14 protein-coding genes are annotated in these 18,234 nt (G+C 70.7%); 6 read left to right on the top strand and 8 right to left on the bottom strand.

Features of this window, described 5'->3' with window-relative positions; translation table 11 throughout:
- The first annotated feature begins 189 nt into the window (after positions 1–189).
- On the top strand, positions 190–492 hold the full coding sequence (locus ACIODU_RS14915) for an ArsR/SmtB family transcription factor (protein ID WP_401767650.1): 303 nt from the start codon (positions 190–192) through the stop codon (positions 490–492).
- Positions 489–902 carry a VOC family protein gene (locus ACIODU_RS14910; RefSeq protein ID WP_401767648.1) on the top strand — a complete coding sequence of 138 codons (414 nt, stop codon included), beginning with the start codon at positions 489–491 and terminating at the stop codon, positions 900–902. Before ACIODU_RS14915 ends, ACIODU_RS14910 begins: the two co-directional genes overlap by 4 nt.
- Positions 903–928: 26 nt before the next feature.
- Here ACIODU_RS14910 and ACIODU_RS14905 read toward each other — a convergent pair whose 3' ends face one another.
- Both ACIODU_RS14905 and ACIODU_RS14900 read right to left on the bottom strand, forming a co-directional pair.
- The gene (locus tag ACIODU_RS14905) at positions 929–1,285 is read right to left on the bottom strand and encodes an STAS domain-containing protein (protein WP_356425122.1); all 357 of its coding nucleotides are present in this window, start codon (positions 1,283–1,285) and stop codon (positions 929–931) included.
- Positions 1,282–2,616: a PP2C family protein-serine/threonine phosphatase gene (locus ACIODU_RS14900; protein ID WP_401767645.1), complete on the bottom strand. Its 1,335-nt coding sequence runs from the start codon at positions 2,614–2,616 to the stop codon at positions 1,282–1,284. The genes ACIODU_RS14905 and ACIODU_RS14900 overlap by 4 nt, the downstream gene beginning before the upstream one ends.
- A 197-nt stretch (positions 2,617–2,813) precedes the next feature.
- Between ACIODU_RS14900 and ACIODU_RS14895 the strand changes: the two genes are divergently transcribed.
- The 4 genes from ACIODU_RS14895 to ACIODU_RS14880 all read left to right on the top strand — a co-directional run bounded on the left by ACIODU_RS14895 (position 2,814) and on the right by ACIODU_RS14880 (position 9,240).
- Positions 2,814–6,959 carry a SpoIIE family protein phosphatase gene (locus tag ACIODU_RS14895; protein ID WP_401767643.1) on the top strand — a complete coding sequence of 1,382 codons (4,146 nt, stop codon included), beginning with the start codon at positions 2,814–2,816 and terminating at the stop codon, positions 6,957–6,959.
- On the top strand, positions 6,959–7,246 hold the full coding sequence (locus ACIODU_RS14890) for an STAS domain-containing protein (RefSeq protein ID WP_356425114.1): 288 nt from the start codon (positions 6,959–6,961) through the stop codon (positions 7,244–7,246). The genes ACIODU_RS14895 and ACIODU_RS14890 overlap by 1 nt, the downstream gene beginning before the upstream one ends.
- A gap of 34 nt (positions 7,247–7,280) precedes the next feature.
- Positions 7,281–8,501: a metallophosphoesterase gene (locus ACIODU_RS14885; protein ID WP_401767641.1), complete on the top strand. Its 1,221-nt coding sequence runs from the start codon at positions 7,281–7,283 to the stop codon at positions 8,499–8,501.
- A gap of 295 nt (positions 8,502–8,796) precedes the next feature.
- Positions 8,797–9,240, top strand: coding sequence for an SRPBCC family protein (locus tag ACIODU_RS14880; protein ID WP_401767639.1), 444 nt, complete (start codon positions 8,797–8,799; stop codon positions 9,238–9,240).
- Between the two features lie 74 nt (positions 9,241–9,314).
- On the opposite strand, the gene ACIODU_RS14875 is transcribed toward ACIODU_RS14880, so the two are convergent.
- The 6 genes from ACIODU_RS14875 to ACIODU_RS14850 all read right to left on the bottom strand — a co-directional run bounded on the left by ACIODU_RS14875 (position 9,315) and on the right by ACIODU_RS14850 (position 18,135).
- Positions 9,315–10,931 carry a glycoside hydrolase family 13 protein gene (locus ACIODU_RS14875; protein ID WP_401767637.1) on the bottom strand — a complete coding sequence of 539 codons (1,617 nt, stop codon included), beginning with the start codon at positions 10,929–10,931 and terminating at the stop codon, positions 9,315–9,317.
- 136 nt (positions 10,932–11,067) lie between these two features.
- Positions 11,068–13,569: a carbohydrate-binding protein gene (locus tag ACIODU_RS14870; RefSeq protein ID WP_401767635.1), complete on the bottom strand. Its 2,502-nt coding sequence runs from the start codon at positions 13,567–13,569 to the stop codon at positions 11,068–11,070.
- Positions 13,570–13,795: 226 nt separating this feature from the next.
- Entirely contained in the window at positions 13,796–14,680 is an 885-nt protein-coding gene (locus tag ACIODU_RS14865) for a carbohydrate ABC transporter permease (RefSeq protein WP_401767633.1), read from the bottom strand.
- Positions 14,681–14,691: 11 nt separating this feature from the next.
- Entirely contained in the window at positions 14,692–15,636 is a 945-nt protein-coding gene (locus ACIODU_RS14860; protein WP_356425100.1) for a sugar ABC transporter permease, read from the bottom strand.
- A 1-nt stretch (position 15,637) separates the two neighbouring features.
- A complete protein-coding gene (locus ACIODU_RS14855; protein WP_401767630.1) occupies positions 15,638–16,996 on the bottom strand; it encodes an ABC transporter substrate-binding protein in 1,359 nt (452 codons plus the stop codon).
- Between the two features lie 119 nt (positions 16,997–17,115).
- Complete coding sequence (locus ACIODU_RS14850; protein WP_401767628.1) at positions 17,116–18,135, bottom strand: LacI family DNA-binding transcriptional regulator; 1,020 nt, start codon at positions 18,133–18,135, stop codon at positions 17,116–17,118.
- Positions 18,136–18,234: the final 99 nt, after the last annotated feature.

Raw genomic sequence — 18,234 nt, 5'->3', positions numbered from 1 at the left:
TCTCCTTCTGGAGAGGTCGAACGGGGGATCCCGCGGGCGGGTCCTTGATCGTCGTGAATGTTATCGTTAACACGCTGCGCGTCGAGGGTGCCCGCCGAGCACCGCCGATGTCAATGTCCCCGCACCGCCGGCCGATACGGAACGGACCCCGCCTTGATAGGCAAGTGGTGACTTGCCTATCCTGTGGTCGTGGCCGACGACCTCTTCAGAGCCCTGGCCGACCCCACCCGCCGTACCATCCTCGACGAACTCGCGGAGAAATCCGGACAGACATTGTTCGAGATCTGCTCGCGACTGACCATGAAGCATCACCTCGGCCTCTCGCGTCAGGCGGTCTCCCAGCATCTCGCCCTGCTGGAGGCCGCCGGGCTGGTCGAGACCAGGCGGGAGGGCCGGTACAAGTTCCACGACCTCAACACCGCCCCGCTGCGGCGGATCACCGAGCGATGGCCCCTGCCCGACACCCCAGGACCGGAAGAGAGCACCCCGTGAAGATCCATCTGACCAGCGTCTTCGTCGACGACCAGGCCAAGGCCCTCCGCTTCTACACCGAGATCCTCGGTTTCGTGAAGAAGTACGACGTCCCGCTCGGCGGCCAGGACCGGTGGCTGACCGTCGTCTCGCCCGCCGAACCGGGCGGCACCGAACTCCTCCTGGAGCCGTCCGGCCACCCGGCCGTCAAGCCCTACCGCGACGCGCTCGTCGCGGACGGCATCCCCATCCACCAGTTCGCCGTCGCGGACGTACGGGCGGAGTACGAGCGGCTGCGCGGCCTCGGCGTCGTCTTCACCCAGGAACCCCTGGAGATGGGCCCCGTCACCACCGCCGTCTTCGACGACACCTGCGGCAACCTGATCCAGATCGCGACGGAGCCGGAGCAGGCGCCCGCGAACACGCCCTAGGCGCGGGCCACGCGCCGGGCCACCCCCTAGGCGCGCAGCGCGGCGACAGCGTCGTCGAGCGTCGGCTGGAAGCTGAAGAGCTGGTCCAGGCCGACGATACGGAAGACACGCGTCAGGTCGGCGTTCAGCCCGACCAGGACCAGCGGGGTACCGGCCTGCTGGGCGCGGTTGTAGGCGGCGACGAGAACGGTGAGGCCGGTGGAGTCGCAGTAGGTGAGATCCGTCAGGTCGATGATGACGGGAGCGTCGGAGGTGAAGGGCGCCTCGTCCACGACGTGGCTGAGCTCCCGGGCGGTGTGGTGGTCGAGTTCGCCCGTGACGGCCAGCACCGTGGCGCCCGCGGGGTGGGGTCGTCGGGTCGCGGTCAGAGTTCGGTCGGTCACCTGTTCTCCTGTACGGGTCGGTCGGTGGTACCCACGGGGACCAGGGGCACGGAAAGGGCGAGCAGCGCGGTGTCGTCGCTGACTCCCGTGCCCAGGTCGGTGAAGAGGGCGTGCAGCATCGCGAGCAGGGCGTCGGCCCCCTGGGCCGGGTGCTCGGACAGGTGGCGGGCCAGCCCGTCCTCGCCGAGCATGGCACCGCCCGCGGTGCGGGCCTCGCTGAGTCCGTCGGTGTACAGCAGCAGCGCGTCCCCGGGGGCGAGACGGGTCGTGGTCCCCACGAAGTGGGGATCGGGCAGCAGTCCGATCAACTGACCGCCCGTGGTGGAGATCGCCTCGACGGTGCCGTCCGCACGGAGCGCCAGGGCCGGGGGGTGGCCGCCGCCGGCCAGCGTGACGGCGAACGACCCGTCGGCCAGGGCGTCGAGCACGCCGAACACCGCCGTGCAGAACCGCGGGGTGCTGCCTTGGTACTCCCCTTTCAGAACGGTGTCGAGATTCGCCAGCGCGGTGCACGGGTCCGGGTTGTAGATCGCCGCGGCGCGCAGGGTGTAGCGGGTCAGCGACGTCAGGGCGGCGGCATCCGCCCCCTTGCCGCACACGTCGCCCAGGAAGAACGCCCAGCGCCCGTCGTCCAGGGGGAACAGGTCGTAGAAGTCGCCGCCGACCTCGTCGACCGAGGCGGGGTGATAGGCGGCGGCCGCGTCGAGGCCCGGTACCAGAGGTAAGGCGGGAGGCAGGAGAGTGCGCTGGAGGGTACGGGCCAGCCGTTCGGCGTCGGTCCGCCGCTCGCGCTCGGCGGCGACGGTACGCAGCGTGGACAGGCGCACTTCCAGTTCGTCCATGACGAGCGCGGCAAGGTCCTCCAGTGCTTCGAGCTGACCGGGGGTGGGATGCCGGGGCCGGGTGTCCAGGACGTTGACCGTGCCGAGCCGGTGGCCGTCGGCGGTGGTGATCGGCGCCGCCGCGTAGAAGCGGACGGCCGGACGGCTCCGTACGAGAGGGTGGACGGTGGCCCGGGGGTCGGCCCGCGTGTCGCTGATGACGTAAGGACCGCTGTGCTGGATCGCCGAGGCGCACAGGCCCGGGGCGCGGCTGGTCTCGCTCATGTCCTTGAGGCCGTGGGCGGCCTTGAACCACACCCGGTCGCTGTCCACGATCGTCACCGTGGCCATGGGGGCGTCGAAGATGCGTGCCGCCAGGGAGGCGATCCTGGCGAGGGCGCCGTCGGGCGCGCTGTCGAGGATCCGGTAGCGGTGTACGGCGGCGAGGCGCGCCCGCTCGTCCGGCGAAGGCCCCGCGTCCGGTTGGAAGGCGTCCTGGGTCGCCGTCATCGTGTCTCCCCCGCTGCCGGCAACCGGACCTGCCGGCCCGAAGGCGGCTGCCCTATTCTACGGATCGCGTCCCATGAGCTACCCCGGGGTGGCTCGAAGCAGTCCTACGGCGAGCGCGCGGTCTGTGGCGTACCGCTCACCGGCACGCCGGAAGCGGCCGGCACGGAAGGGACTGACGTGAACGGAAGGATGGAACAGTGACAGGTTCCGAGGACGCGGGGCTCGACGTGCCTCCCGCGGCAGGCGCCGCCGTGTTCACGGCCGACGAGGAGATCGGCCGCGATCTGGCCCGCGTGGACTGGGCGGCCGTACCGCTCGGGGATCCGGCCGGCTGGCCGCAGAGCCTCCAGACAGCGGTGAGCATCCTGCTGTCGTCGCGTTTTTCCATGTGGATGGCGTGGGGCGAGGATCTGACGTTCTTCTGCAACGCCGCGTACCGCCGCGACACCCTGGGCCGCAAGTACCCCTGGGCGCTGGGGCGTCCGGCCAGTGAGGTGTGGGAGGAGATCTGGGACGACATCGGCCCCCGCATCCACACCGTCCTGAACACCGGCAGGGCGACGTGGGACGAGGCGCTGCTGCTGTTCCTGGAGCGCTCCGGCTATACGGAGGAGAGCTATCACACGTTCTCGTACAGTCCGCTGCGCGACGACGCGGGGAACGTCGTCGGCATGCTGTGCGTGGTCATCGAGGAGACGGAACGGGTCATCGGCGAACGCCGCATGGGCACGCTGCGCGATCTCGGCTCCGACCCGAGCGTGGTGCGCACCGAGCAGGAGATGCTCGACTTCACCAGCCGGCAGCTGGAGCGGAACCGGCACGACCTGCCCTTCACGCTGACCTACCTCTTCGACGACGACGGCGCGGCCCGCCTGACGGCGGCCACCGGCATCGCGCCGGGCCATCCCGCCGCCCCCGAACTCCTCCTCTCCGCCGGCGACGGCGTCTGGCCGGCGGGTTCCGCCACGGGCGGGCAGTCCGTGGTGGTGCCGCTCGACAGCGACGCGTTCCCGGACCTGCCGACCGGGGCGTGGCAGGAGCCGCCCGTCCAGGCCGTGGTGGTGCCGCTGCTGCGCCAGGGCGGCGCGCCGTACGGGTTCATGGTGGCCGGCCTGAACCGCTACCGGGCCTGGGACGACGACTACCGCGGCTTCGTGGACCTGGTCGCCGGCCATGTCGCCGCCGGTGTGGCCAGCGCCCGCAGCTACCAGGCGCAGCAGCGCAGGGCGGAGGAACTGGCGGAGCTGGACCGGGCGAAGACGACGTTCTTCTCCAACATCAGCCACGAGTTCCGCACGCCCCTCACGCTGATCACGGGCCCGGTCCAGGAACTGCGGAACCGGCTGTCCGGCGCGGACGCGGAGGTGCGCGAGGAGCTGGAGCTGATCCATCGCAACGGGCTGCGCCTGAGCAAGCTGGTAAACACGCTGCTGGACTTCTCCCGCCTGGAGGCGGGACGGATGCGGGCGAGCTACGAACCGGTCGATCTGGCCGCCGTGACCGGCGAGTTGACGAGCGTCTTCCGTTCCGCCATCGACCGGGCGGGCCTGGACTTCCAGGTCGACTGCGCGCCGTTGCCCGAGCCGGTCTACATAGACCGGAGCATGTGGGAGAAGGTGATCCTGAACCTGCTCAGCAACGCGCTGAAGTTCACCTTCGACGGCTCGATCCGGGTCAGTGTGCGCGCCGCGGACACCGCGGCGGAGGTGGTCGTCGTGGACACCGGGATCGGTGTCGCGGCCGAGGAGATGGCCCGGCTGTTCGAGCGCTTCCACCGCATCGAGAAGGCCCGCTCCCGCTCGAACGAGGGCAGCGGCATCGGCCTGGCCCTGGTCAAGGAACTGGTGGGCCTGCACGGCGGTACGATCACCGCCGCGTCCACCGAGGGCCTGGGCACCCGCTTCACCATCCGGCTGCCGTTCGGATCGGCGCACCTGCCCGCCGACGCCCTCCTGCGGGAGAGCGGCGCGGACACGGTCCCCGTCGCCTCCGACCCGTTCGTACAAGAAGCCCTGAGGTGGCTTCCCGGCGACGAGGCGCCGTCGGTCCCCGCGCCCGCGACCGAATCGGAATCCGGCCCGGGGGGACCGGCCAGGGTGCTCGTCGCCGACGACAACGCGGACATGCGCGAATACCTCACCCGCCTGCTGCGCGGCGCGGGTTACAGCGTCAGCACGGCGAACGACGGCCGGCACGCCCTGGAGGCCATCCGCGCCGAGACCCCCGACCTGGTGGTCAGCGACGTCATGATGCCCCGCCTGGACGGCCTGGCCCTGGTCGAGGCGCTGCGGGGCGACTCGCGGACCGCCTCCGTACCGGTCCTGCTGCTGTCCGCCCGGGCCGGGCAGGAGGCGTCCATCGAGGGCTTGCAGGCCGGCGCCGACGACTATCTGGTCAAGCCGTTCGCCGCCGCCGAACTCCTCGCCCGGGCCCGGGCGGCCATCCGGTTGGCGCGGCTGCGCGGCCACCACGCCCGCTGGCGCACGGCGTTGATCGAGTCGCTCCAGGAGGCCTTCTTCGTCTGCGACGAGGAGGGCGCCGTCATCGAGATCAACGCGGCGTTCACCGACATCCTCGGTTACGGCCCCGAGGGGCTGCCCTACGCGCCCGTACAGCCGTGGTGGCCGAACGCGGACAGCGATCCCGAGGCCTACGAGAAGGTACGGAGCGCCTTCGACCTGCTGGTCGGCAACCCGAAGGGCAGCTACACCGTCCCCCTCACCCACCGTGAGGGACACCGGATCTGGGTCAGCGCCACCTTCAACCAGGTGCAGGATCCCGACACCGGCCGCACCGTGATCGTCGGCACCTTCCGCGACGTCACGGCCGAGCACTACGCCATCCAGCGCGAGAGCGCCCTGGCGGCCCTGGGCACCTGCCTGTCCCGGGCCACCAGCCAGTCCGAGGCGCTGGCCGGCGCGCTGGACGAGCTGAGGAAGCGGTGGCGGGCCCAGGGCGTCACGGCCGCGGTCTTCGCCCACGGCGACGAACCCACCCTGACGGCCACCACCCAGGGCCTCACCTGGGAGGACCTGCCCGCGGACCGGCGGCAGGCGCTCGCGGGGCTGCGCCGGCAGCCGGTGCTCGCCCCGGTGACCGACGCGTCGGGGGCCGGCGTCCTGCTGGAGCATCCCGACGGGCCGCTCGTCCTCTGGATCGACCTGGGAGAACAGCGGCCCTTCAGCGGGGAGGACCAGCTGCTGCTGTCGCTGCTGGCCGGTCATCTCGCGCAGGGCCTGGCGCGTGCCCACCAGATCGACCAGCAGCGTGAGACCGCCATCGCCCTCCAGCGCGCCATCCTGGGCCCCTCGCACCTGCCCGACGGTTTCGCCGTCCGCTACGAGCCCGCCACCCGGCCCCTGGAGGTGGGGGGCGACTGGTACGACACCGTTCCGCTCCCCGACGGGCGTATCGGCATCGTCGTCGGCGACTGCGTCGGCCGCGGCCTGCAAGCGGCCACCGTGATGGGGCAGTTGCGCAGTGCCTGTCGCGCCCTGCTGTTGCAGGACGCGCGCCCCGCCCAGGCGCTGATGGCCCTGGACCGGTTCGCCGCCGGTGTCCCCGGCGCGGTCTGCACCACCGTCTTCTGCGGGGTCCTCCATCCCGAGAGCGGGCAGCTGACGTACTCCAGCGCGGGACACCCGCCGGGCATTCTCGTCCAACCCGACGGAACGACCCGCCTGTTGGAGGAGGGGCGTTCCCTGCCCCTCGCCGTACGCCCCGGCACGCCGCGCCCGGAGGGGACGTGCACCATCCGGGCCCGCTCGACCCTCCTGCTGTACACCGACGGGCTCGTCGAACGCCGGCGCCGCCCGCTCACCACGGGCATCGACCAGGCGGGCCAGGCCCTCCGGGACGGCCGCAACACCGCGATCGACGACCTGGCCACCGACGTGATGGCCTCGCTGGCCCCGGCCGACGGCTACGACGACGACGTCGCCCTGCTGCTGTACCGCCACCCCGCCCCGCTGGAGATGTCCTTTCCCGCCGAATCGGCCCAGCTCGCCCCCGTCAGAAAGACCCTGCGCGGCTGGCTCGACCAGTGCGATCTGCCCCCCAACACCGTTCAGAACGTCCTGGTGGCGGCCGGCGAGGCGTGCGCGAACGCCATCGAGCACGGCCATCGCGACGCCCCTGGCGCGCCTGTCCACTTCCGGGCGGAGGCGTTTGTCGACAACCTGCATCTGACCATCACCGACACGGGCCGCTGGAAGACCCCCCAGCCCGAGCTCAACGCCCACCGCGGTCGAGGCATGGGCCTCATGCATGCCCTGATGCACCACGTCACCATCACCTCCGGCCCGACCGGCACCACCGTCGACATGCACACGAGGATCGCCTGATGACCACGCCTCTCACCCTCACCTCCGGCCGACGGCCCGACGGCACGGCGCTGTTGACCGCGGTCGGCGAGATCGACCTGAGCAACACCGAGGTCCTCGCCTCCGCCCTCGACGGTACGAGCGGCCTCCTCGTCCTCGACCTGACCGGCGTCGAGTACCTCGACAGCGCGGGCCTCAGCGTGCTGTTCCCGCACGCCGACCGGATCGAGCTCATCGCCACGCCGCTCCTGAGACCCGTACTGACCATCTCCGGTCTCGCCGATCTCACGACCATCCACGACGCGTGACCACGGGCCCGAACTGGAACAGAGAAGGAGAAGCGTGACCGAGACCGGCGACACCCGATCCGCCACCGGTGAGGCGCGGGAGGCGCCGCGGGGCGGCCTGCGGCTCCTGATGCGCTACCTTCCCCTGGTCGCCCCCGTCCTGCTCTGGGCCGTACCGTGCTGGGTTCTCCTGTACGGCGGTCAGCACTGGCCGTTCCCCGTCACCGTGACCGGCACCGTGCTGTTCGCCCTCGGCCTGACCGGTATGCCGCTCGCCATGGCTCGCGGTCACGGCAGGCGCCAGCAGGACCGGGCGGCGATCGTCGGGGACACGCTGCTGGGCGCCGTCTGGGTCCTGTTCACCTGGTCCGTGCTGCTCGGTGTCCTCCTGCGGCTCGCCCTGACCGCGGCCGGTGCCGGTGACGGGCAGGACCGGGCGCGTACCGTCACCTGGGCCGTCCTCGGCGTGACCGCCGCGCTGCTGGCCTGGGGGTACGCCGAGGCGCGGCGCGTGCCACGCGTGCGCCAACTCGACGTACCACTCCCCCGGCTGGGGGCGGGACTGGACGGCACCCGGGTCGTGCTGATCACCGACACGCACTACGGTCCGCTGGACCGCGCCCGCTGGTCGGCGCGGGTGTGCGAGACGGTGAACACCCTGGACGCCGACCTGGTGTGCCACACCGGCGACATCGCGGACGGAACCGCCGCACGCCGTCGCGCCCAGGCCGCCCCGCTGGGCACGGTGCGGGCGACGCACGGCCGTGTCTACGTCACCGGCAACCACGAGTACTACAGCGAGGCCCAGGGCTGGGTCGACCTGATGGACGAACTGGGCTGGGAGCCGCTGCGCAACCGGCATGTGCTGCTCGAACGCGGCGGCGACACCCTCGTGGTCGCGGGCGTCGACGACGTCACCGCCGAGTCCTCAGGGCTGCCGGGCCACCGCGCCCACCTCGCCGGCGCCCTCCAGGGCGCCGACCCCGGCCTCCCCGTCCTCCTCCTCGCCCACCAGCCCACGTTCGTCGACCGCGCGGCGGCCCACGGCGTCGACCTCCAGCTCTCCGGCCACACCCACGGCGGCCAGATCTGGCCCTTCCACTACCTGGTACGCCTCGACCAGCCGGCCCTCGCGGGCCTCAGCCACCACGGCGCACGCACCCTCCTGTACACCAGCCGAGGCACCGGCTTCTGGGGCCCTCCGTTCCGCGTCTTCGCCCCGAGCGAGATCACCCTGCTGGTGCTCCGCTCCCCGCAGAGCCCCACCACGCCCTGAGCCAACGAGCAAGTCGTCCTCCCCTCCGATACCCCGCTCGGACCCGGGCAGCCGCCGCCCGGCCCCGGTCCGGTACCGCCTCCGCCTGCGCCTCCGCCTGCGGGAGTGTTGTTCTCCGGCCGGTCTCTCTCTTGAGGCTTGCGACCAGTCCAGCGCGTGATGGTGTGCCTCGTGGCTTTCGACCTGGTGGACGAGGAAGCGCGCCCTGCCGGTGATGCGGGGGGCATTGAGCGGGTATCCGTTGACGTGCGATGGCCGCCGCGAGAGCCGGTCCCCCTACAGACAGGTGCCCACCATGGTTCACGTTGTCCGCTCGATGACCGTCAACAGGCCGCTCGGCCCCGTGGTCGCCTACCTCGCCGACTTCTCCAACGCCCTGGAATGGGACCCGGGCACGCGTGAGTGCACGCGCCAGGACCACGGTCCGCTCCAGGTGGGCTCTCTCTGGCACAACGTCTCCGAGCTGCGCGGCCGGCGCACCGCCCTGACCTACCGGCTCACCCGGATGGACCCGGACCGGCTGACGTTCGTGGGCAGCAACGACACAGCGACCTCCACCGACGACCTCACCTTCAAGGACCACGGCGCGGCAACCCTCGTGGTCTACGAGGCCACCGTCAAGTTCAACGGTCTGGCCAAGCTCGCCGACCCCTTCATGCGCCGTGTGTTCGAAGGCCTGGGGGACGAACTCGTACACTCTCTGCCCGCCGCGGTCGAAGCGCGCGTGACACCCGCCTGAGAGCCGCGACCGAGGAGCGGCAGCGGGAGTGGGGGCCCGCGCGGGTGAGGTGTGGTCTCCGCGCGGGCCGGGTGTCAGACCGTACGGAGCCAGACGCTCGTGTCGCTGGGCAGCTGACTGCCGTTCAGGGGGTGGGAGGCCAGCAGTACGGCGTGGTCGCCGGGCAGCTCGACCGGTGTGCCGGACAGGTTGACGAGGCAGGTGAAGTCCGTGCCGCGGCGGTAGGCGAGGACGCCCTCGGGGGCGGGCAGCCACTGGAGGGGGCCGTCGCCGAGGTCGTGGCGCTCTGCTCGCAGGGCGAGCGCGGCGCGGTAGAGGTTGAGCATGGAGGCGGGGTCGGGCTCCTGTGCCGCGACGCTGAGCCCGGCCCAGGCGGCGGGCTGGGGCAGCCACGGGCGGGCGGCGTCGTCGTCGTCGCTGAAGCCGTAGGGGGCTGTGGTGCCGGACCAGGGCAGGGGGACGCGGCAGCCGTCGCGGCCCGGGTCCTTTCCGCCGGTGCGGTGGTAGATGGGGTCGTCGCGGCGGTCGGCGGGAATGTCCTCGACCTCGGGGAGTCCGAGTTCCTCGCCCTGGTAGATGTAGACCGCCCCGGGCAGGGAGAGCGTGAGCAGGGCCGCGGCGCGGGCACGGCGCCGGCCGAGATCCTCGTCGACGACCGGGTTGTACTGGCGGATGCCGGCGGCGGTGCTGGTGTCGGGGCGGCCGTAGCGCGTGACGTGGCGGGTGACGTCGTGGTTGGACAGGACCCAGGTACTGGGGGCCGCGACCGTCGCGTGGACGCTGAGCGTCTGGTCGATGACGGTGCGCAGCGCGGAGGCGTCCCAAGCGCAGCCGAGGAAGTCGAAGTTGAAGGCGGCGTGCAGCTCGTCGGCGCGGAGGTAGCGCGCGAAGCGTGCGGAGTCGGCCAGCCAGACCTCGCCGATCAGGGCCCGGGGGTCGGGGTAGGAGTCGGCGACGGCCCGCCAGCGCCGGTAGATGTCGTGGTTGATGTCGAGGTCGACGTAGGGGTGGGGGTCGGGCAGGCCGGAGTGGTCGAAGTCGGGCAGCTCGGGGTCCTTGCCGCACATGGCGGCGGAGTCGACGCGGATGCCGTCGACACCGCGGTCGAACCAGAAGCGCAGGATGTCCTCGTACTCGCTGTGGACGAGAGGGTTGCGCCAGTTGAGGTCGGGCTGCTCGGGAGCGAAGAGGTGGAGGTACCACTGGCCGTCGGGCAACCGGGTCCAGGCCGGGCCGCCGAAGATGGACTGCCACTCGTTGGGGGGCAGCTCGCCGTTCTCGCCGCGGCCGTCGCGGAACCAGAAGAGGTCGCGCTCGGGTGAGCCGGGGGTGGCGGCGAGGGCCTTGAGGAACCACTCGTGCTCGTGGGAGACGTGGTTGGGGATGACGTCGACGATGATGCGGATGCCGCGCTCGTGCGCCTCGCCGATGAGGGCGTCGGCGTCGGCGAGGGTGCCGAAGCGGGGGTCGATCTGCCGGAAGTCGGTGACGTCGTAGCCGGCGTCGGCCATGGGGGTCAGGTACCAGGGCGAGAACCAGATGGCTTCGATGCCGAGCCGTTTGAGGTAGTCCAGGCGGTTCCGGACGCCGGTCAGGTCGCCGATACCGTCGCCGTTGCCGTCCGCGAAGCTGCGCGGGTAGACCTGGTAAATGGCTGCGTGACGCCACCAGTCGGTGGTGCGCGGGGTCATGGGACCTGCCTTCGTGAGTGTGGTGGAACGGGCGCGCGGGCCCGGCAGCGAGGTGGGGCCGGGCCCGCGGGTCTGCGGGTACGGTCGACCGCGGGCCCGGGCGGTCAGGGGCGACCGGGCCCGCGGTCGGCCGTGGCTACCAGCCGGAGTTGCCGGTTCCGCGCTGGATGGCGAATCCGCCGGTCATGTTCAGGGGCGCGCCGGCGGTGGAGGTGATCTTGGTGTTGGAGAAGCTTCCGCTGCCCGCGGCGTTGCCCTCGATGCCGTGGAGACCGGTCTGGTTGATGGTCAGGCCGTTCACGCGCAGGTCGGAGACCACCCGCTGCCAGCTGATGAGGAGGCCGCTGTAGGTGGAGTCCTCGATCGTGTTGTTCGTCAGGACGACGGGCTGGGTGATGTCGTAGCGGTCGGCGTAGACCCAGAGGGCGCCGAGCTTGCTGTTCCAGTTGACCTCCATGCTGCCGGTGCGGCGCAGGAGGTTGCCGGAGACGGTGGTGGTGCCGCTGAAGGGGTCGCCGAAGCGTGTGGAGACGGTGATGCCCGCGGCGGCCACGACGGTGTCGGAGATGAGGTTGTTCTCGACGCTGTTGCCGCTGCCGCCGTAGACGGCGGCGCCGTTGGCCAGGGTGGGGAGCTGGACGGTGTTGTTGCGGAAGGCGCTGTTGGTGACAGCCGCTCCGTCCGACCACATGGCCAGGGCGTCGTCCCCGGTACCGCGGAGGCTGCTGTTGGAGATGACGGTGTTCCTCACCGCGCCGTGCAGGTTGACCCCGTCGGCGAAGGTGTTGCGGATGCGCAGGTCGCCGGCCTTCAGGCCGTCGGTCGGCGCGGAGATCCAGAGGCCGACCTTGGTGTGCTGGATCCAGACGTTCTTGATCACCGAGCCGGTGCCGAAGTCGCCCTCGACGGCGGCCTGGCCGGCCGCGTCGTCGCGGACGTTGTTCTGCCCGTCGATCATCAGGTTCTCGACGGTGCTGGTGCCGCCCCGGCCGAACAGCCCGCCCTTGAGGCCGGTGCCGCGCAGGACGGTGTACCAGACACCCGCGCCGCGCAGCTTCACGCCGCTGAGGTTGACGTGGTCGGAGATGTTGTAGGTGCCGGCGGGGAGGAACAGCCCCCTGCCCTGGCTCTTGGCCGTGTTCAGGGCGGTGTTCAGGGCGGCGGTGTCGTCCTGGTTGTCGTTGGGCGTGACACCCAGGGTGCCTGCGGAGACGTAACCGCTGGGCAGTGTGCCGGCCGCGCCGGTCTCCTCCGCCTCGATCAGGTCGATCGTGTAGGACGCGGCGGTGTCTCCGCTGTCCTTCTGGAGCCGCAGGACTGTGCCCGCCGGCAGGGTACGGCCGAAGGTGGCGCGGCTCTCGTCGAAGAAGCGGTGGGCCTGGCCCTCTCCGGGGTTGTTCGTGTACGGGTACGCGCCGTAGACCCAGGCGTAACGGGAGGTCAGCTGGAGGTCGGGCAGGGCCGCGCCGTCCGCGTAGGCGCTCAGCGTGGCGTCGATGCCCCTGCCGTCGCCGCTGTCGGGCAGGGAGTAGCGCAGGTTGACGGCGTTGGCGGGCTTGGTGAGCTTGACCTCGACGTAGTCGCCGGTCTGGGTCAGCTTGACGGCCTTGCGGCCGGAGGCTTCCGAGGCGACGGTGAGGTAGGTGCGGTCGGGGCCGATGGACGAGCCCTTGAAGGTGCCGGACTCGGCCTCGTAGGTGGTGAAGGGCAGGGTGGCGCCCACGCCGCTGGGGGCCGGGGGGCCGGGGTCGGTGGGCGTGGTGGGGGTGTTCGCCTTGACGCTGTCGATGTTGACGTTGCCGCTGTCGTTGTTGGTGAAGGCCAGCGTGAGGGTGTTGGCGCCCTGGGTGAAGGTGACGGGTACGTCGACGGTCGCCCAGCTCGTCCAGCCGCTCGTCGCGGGGAGGTTGACCCCCGAGGCGGTTCCGCCCGCCGTGAGGGTCAGCGTCTTGGCCGCGCCGTTGCCGTTGGCGTAGCGGACGGTGACGGTTCCGGCGCCGGCGTAGGCCGACTGCACGGTGGTGGTGAGGGACGCGCGGCCCCTGTTGGCGTCGGTCAGTCCGCCGACGTAGCCGGTGCCGGTGTAGCCGGCGTGCTCGTTCTCGACGACGGCGCCGCCCGCGAGGACGGCGCTCTCGGCCTCGGAGGAGCCCGGCTGCGTCGTGGTGTCGGGTGTGACGGCCGTGAGGCTGTCGACGTTGACGTTGCCGCTGTCGGCGGCGCCGAACTTCAGGGCGAGGGGGTTGGCGCCCTGGGTGAAGGCGACCGGCACGTCGATGGTCGCCCAGGTCGTCCAGCCGCTCGTCGCGGGCAGGGTGACCTGCTGGGAGGCGGTGCCGCGGACCAGGGTCAGCGTCTTGGCCGCGCCGTTGCCGTTGGCGTAGCGGATCTTCACCGACCCGTTGCCCGTATGCGTGGACTGCACGGTGTAGGCCGCGGTGGCGCCCCGGTTGGCGTCGGTGTAGCCGCCGACGTAACCGGTGCCGGTGTATCCCGAGTGCTCCGTCTCGACCCGGGCACCGCCCGTGAGGGTCGCGGTCTCGGCCTGGAGGAGGGCGGTGGCGGCGTGCGCCGGGAGGGGGGCGGCGATGCCGTAGGAGGCGGCGCCGGTGAGCGCGAGGAGGAGGGCCGCTGTCACGGCGGAGTTTCTGGGGCGCGGGTGGGCGCGGTGGATCGACACGGCGTTGTGTCCTTTCGGGGCAGGGGCGGCTCAGCCCTGGGGGTGTACCGGCGGGGGCCGGTGGTGGGTGCCGCCGGGCAGGCGGAGGCCGGCCGGCGGCCGGGCGACCGGTGCGCGGGATTCGTGCGGGGAGGCGCCGGTCGGTCGGAGGGGGTGTGCTTCTCGCCGGGCCGGGCGGGCGGGTTCAGCCCTTCAGGCTGCCCGCGGTCAGACCGGCGATGATGTGCCGCTGGAAGATCAGGAAGATGACCAGCAGGGGTACGGAGGCCATGACCATGCCGGCGAGGAGCTGGTTGGCGGGCATGAACTCGGCGAGACGGTTGAGGGCCACGGTGATGGGCTGGCGTGCCGGGTCGGGCAGGACCAGCAGGGGCCACAGGAAGTCCTTCCAGACCCCGACGACCGCGAAGATCGACACGACGGCCAGGACCGGCCGGGACAGCGGCAGGATGAGCGACCACAGGATCCGCACGGGGCCGGCGCCATCCAGGCGGGCGGATTCCAGCAGCTCGCCCGGGATCTGGTCGAAGAACCTCTTCAGGATGAAGATGTTGAAGGCGTTGGCGCAGGCCGGCAGCCAGATCGCCCAGGGGGTGTTGATCAGGTTGGCGTGGATGAGGGGAACGTCCGTGACCGTGAGGTAGGTCGGGACCAGGAGCGCCGAGACCGGCAGCATGAGCGTGGCCAGCATCATGCCCAGGACGACGTTGCCCAGTACCGGCCGCAGCCGGGACAGGGCGTAGGCGGCGGCGACGTCGACGACGACCTGGGTGAGCCAGGCGCCGACGGCGAGGAGCAGGGTGTTGAGGAAGTACTGGCCCAGGCCGACGTTGGTCCACACCTCGCTGTAGGACTCCGGGTGCCAGCTCTGCGGCAGCGGCGTCGGGTTCGGGTCGGCGAGTTCCGCGGAGGACTTGAGGGCCCCGCTGGCCATCCAGTACAGCGGGAAGACGAACGCGAGGGTGAAGCCGGTGACGGTCAGGACGAGGACGAACCGGTAGAGGAGCCGGCCCGTACGGCGGTTCATCTCGGTGGGGGCGATGAGGGTGCGTTCCGCAGGGGCGGACATGGTGGTTCCTTTCAGCCCTTGCCGCGGGTCAGCCGCAGGTAGACGGCGGCGAACAGGCCCAGGACGACGAAGAGCACAGTGCTCATCGCGCTGGCCATGCCGAAGTCGTTGTAGACGAACGCGTACCGGTACAGCAGCAGCAGGACGGTGACGGTGGCGTCGTTGGGGCCGCCGCCGGTGAGCACGTAGGGCTCGATGAACACCTGCATGGTGCCGATGATCTGCAACAGCAGGGTGATCATGAGGATGAACCGCGTCTGCGGGATGGTCACGTGCCACAGCCGCCGCCGGACGGAGGCGCCGTCGAGTTCGGCCGCCTCGTACAGTTCGCCCGGGACGGAGCCGAGGGCGGCGAGGTAGATCAGGGTGGTGGTGCCCATGTTCGCCCAGGTGGAGACCAGGACCAGGGAGACCATGGCGAGGTTCTCCGACTCCAGCCACTGCTGGGCCGGCAGGTGCAACATCTCCAGGACGTTGTTGAACAGGCCGGGGCCCGGGTCGTAGAACCAGCGCCACAGCAGCATGGTCACGATCGGTGGCAGCATCACCGGGAGGTAGACGGTCATCCGCAGGTAGGACCGGGCGTGCCGGAACTCGTTGAGGACGACCGCGGTGGCGAACGGGGCGACGAAGCCGAAGACGAGGGCGAGGAGCGTGAAGTAGCCGGTGTTCTTCCACGCGGTCGCGAACAGCGGGTCGTCGAAGAGGCGCTGGTAGTTCTCCCAGCCCACCCAGGTCGACGGCCGGGCGAAGGTGACCTGCTGGAATCCCAGCAGGATGCCCCGCACGATCGGGTACCAGGAGAACAGGACGAAGCAGATCAGCCCCGCGCCGAGGAACGCGTAGGCGGTGAGGTTCTCGCGGATGCGGCGCCGGAGCCTGCTGGGGCTGTCCACCGAGTGCTTCTGCGGCTTGGCTGTGCGCTTGGGTGCCCTGGTCAGGGTCGGAGCCGCCATGTCACTTGACCGTCGCGAGGATGCCGTCGACCTTCTTGGCGGCATCCGCGAGCAGCTGGTCGATGTTCGCGTCCTTCTTGGTCAGTACGGCCTGCATCAGCCCGTCCAGGACGGTGTAGATCTGCTGGGCGTTCGGCGGCTCGACCTTCTGCTCCAGCTGGGCGTTGCGCTCGATGAAGGGCTTGTAGTTGCCCTGCGGGACGTTGGCGTACGTGCGGTGCGCGGCGTCCTGCTTGGCCGCGGCGCCACCGGTGAGGAGCCTGTCCAGCGGGAGGCCGATCGGGACGTCGTTGCCGGAGGCCCGCTTGTCCTCGAACGCGGTGCGGTCGGGGTTGAGGTACTTCCACTGGAGCCACTCGATGCCGGCCTTGATCTTCTCCGGCGACGCCTTCGGATTGAACATGAAGCCGCTGCCGCCGCCGAGGGTGGCGTTGTCGTTCGGCATGCCGGCGACGCCGTAGTCCTCGTACTCGCGCTCGAACTGCTTGACGATGGTGGGGATGTTGTCCGGCCCGGCCATGTACATGCCGAGCTTGCCGGCGCCCATCATCTTCTGCACATCCTCGATCTGCAGGAGCTGACGCGTGCCCATGGTGTTGTCGGTCCAGCGCATGTCGTGCAGCATCTGGAGCGCCTCGCGGCCGGCGTCGCTGTCGAACGCGGCCTTCCAGCGGCCCTGCTCCTTGACGGCGATGTCGCCGCCCATCGAGTAGACCCAGGCGGTGTAGTGCCAGCCGCCCTGGTTGTTCTTGCTGTAGTCGGCGTAGCCGACGGTCCCGTCGCCCAGCGCCGAGATCTTCTTCGCGGCCGCCCGGACCTCGTCCCACGTGGTCGGCGGCCGGTCCGGGTCGAGGCCGGCCTTCTTGAACAGGGCGCGGTTGTACACCAGGCCGAGGGAGTACTGGCCGTTCGGCAGCCCGTACAGGCCGCCGTCGGGGCCGGTGAACACCTTCAGGTAGTCCTTCTTGATCTGGTCGTAGTACGGCATGTCCTTCACGTACTCGCTGATGTCGGCGCCCTGGCCGCGCTGTATCAGCCCCGAGGGGTCGGTGAAGTACACGTAGTAGACGTCCTCCAGCTGGCCGCCGGCCAGTTTCGCGGAGAAGGTCTTGGGGTCCATCTGGCCCTCGCGGGCGTCGATCCTGATCTTGGGGTGCGCCTTCTCGAAAGCCTTGATGTCCTCCACGAAGTACTTGTGGTCCACAGGCTGCGTCTTGGGCGGCATGCCGTTCACCGTGATGGTGACGACGCCGTCCTTGCCGACTCCCGTGGTCTCGCCGCTGCATGCGACGAGACCCGCGGAGAGGGCACAGGCGATGCCTGCGGCGATGAGCCGGCGGCGGCTCTGGATTCCAGCCATGAGAGGTCAGCCTTCCTGCGATACACCCGCGTCCGTGGGCCCCGTCGCCCACAGCTCCAGCGGACACGCAGAACGTAGAAGCCTGTCATGTAAGAAGTCAATGACTGTGCGCAAAAGTTCTACTGCGCTGCTCCGGCGGGCGGCCTGCCCGTGGAGCCGCGAAGGAGCAGCTGAGTCTGGAAAAGGGTCACGCCCGGAGCGATCTGCTGTCCTTGCATCTGTTGCGCGAGCGCCTCCACGGCCGCGTCCGCCATCCGCGCGACGGGCTGCTGGCACGTGGTCAGCGGCGGGTCGACGGCCACCATGAACACCGAGTCGTCGAACCCCGTCACCGAGACGTCACGGGGCACGTCCAGGCCCAGGCGGCGAACTCCACGAATCGCCCCCAGCGCCAGTTCGTCACTTCCGCAAACAATCGCGGTCGCCCCGTCCCGTACGAGCCTCACCGCGGCCGCGGCGCCCCCTTCCAGCGAGAACAGAGCGTGCCCGACCAGCGGCATCCAGTCCTGCGAGGGGACCTCGCGGGCCTTCCAGAAGGCCGCGAAGGCCGCCAGCTTGCGGGCGGACGGCACGTGCCCCGCCGGGCCGATCAGCAGCCCCACGCGCCGATGCCCCACCCAGGTCAGATGGGTGAGGGACTGGACGACGGCATCCGCGTCATCCGCGCTGATCCGCACCGACCCCTCGTTCTCGTCGGCCGGGTTCACCAGCACCATCGGCACCTTGCGGTCCCTCAGCGCCTTGCCCTGCTCCGGTCCGGCGTCGGCGTAGCTGGACCCGATGAAGACGATTCCGCCGATGTTCTGTTTCAGCAGCATCTTGATGTAGTTCGCCTCGGAAACCCCGTCCGATGTGCGAGTGCACAGCACGGGAATGAGCCCCCGCTTGTTGAGGCGGCCGGCGATCGCCTCCGCGAACGCGGGGAAGACCGGATTGCGCAGATCCGGCACCACCACACCCACCAGCGGGCTCCGCTCGACCTCGGTCGCGGCGGGCCGCGGCAGACCCAGCACGTCCAGAGCCCTCAGCACCCGCTCCCGCGTCGCGGGGGCCACCGCCGGGCTGCCGTTCAGCGCCCTGCGGACCGTCCCCTCGCTGACGCCTGCGAACTCCGCGACATCGCTCAGCTTTTTCTTCATACGCGAACCGTACATCGAGAGCGCAAGAAATGATCAGAAAAATGCAAGGATTCTGCAATCGCCAGGCGGACCGGAGGCGTCTCGCAACTGCCCGGACAG

Source organism: Streptomyces sp. NPDC088261, assembly GCF_044740805.1.
Taxonomy (GTDB): Bacteria; Actinomycetota; Actinomycetes; order Streptomycetales; family Streptomycetaceae; genus Streptomyces.
The sequence above is the reverse complement of the archived record's forward strand: the minus strand, read 5'-3'. Positions and strand labels throughout refer to the sequence as shown.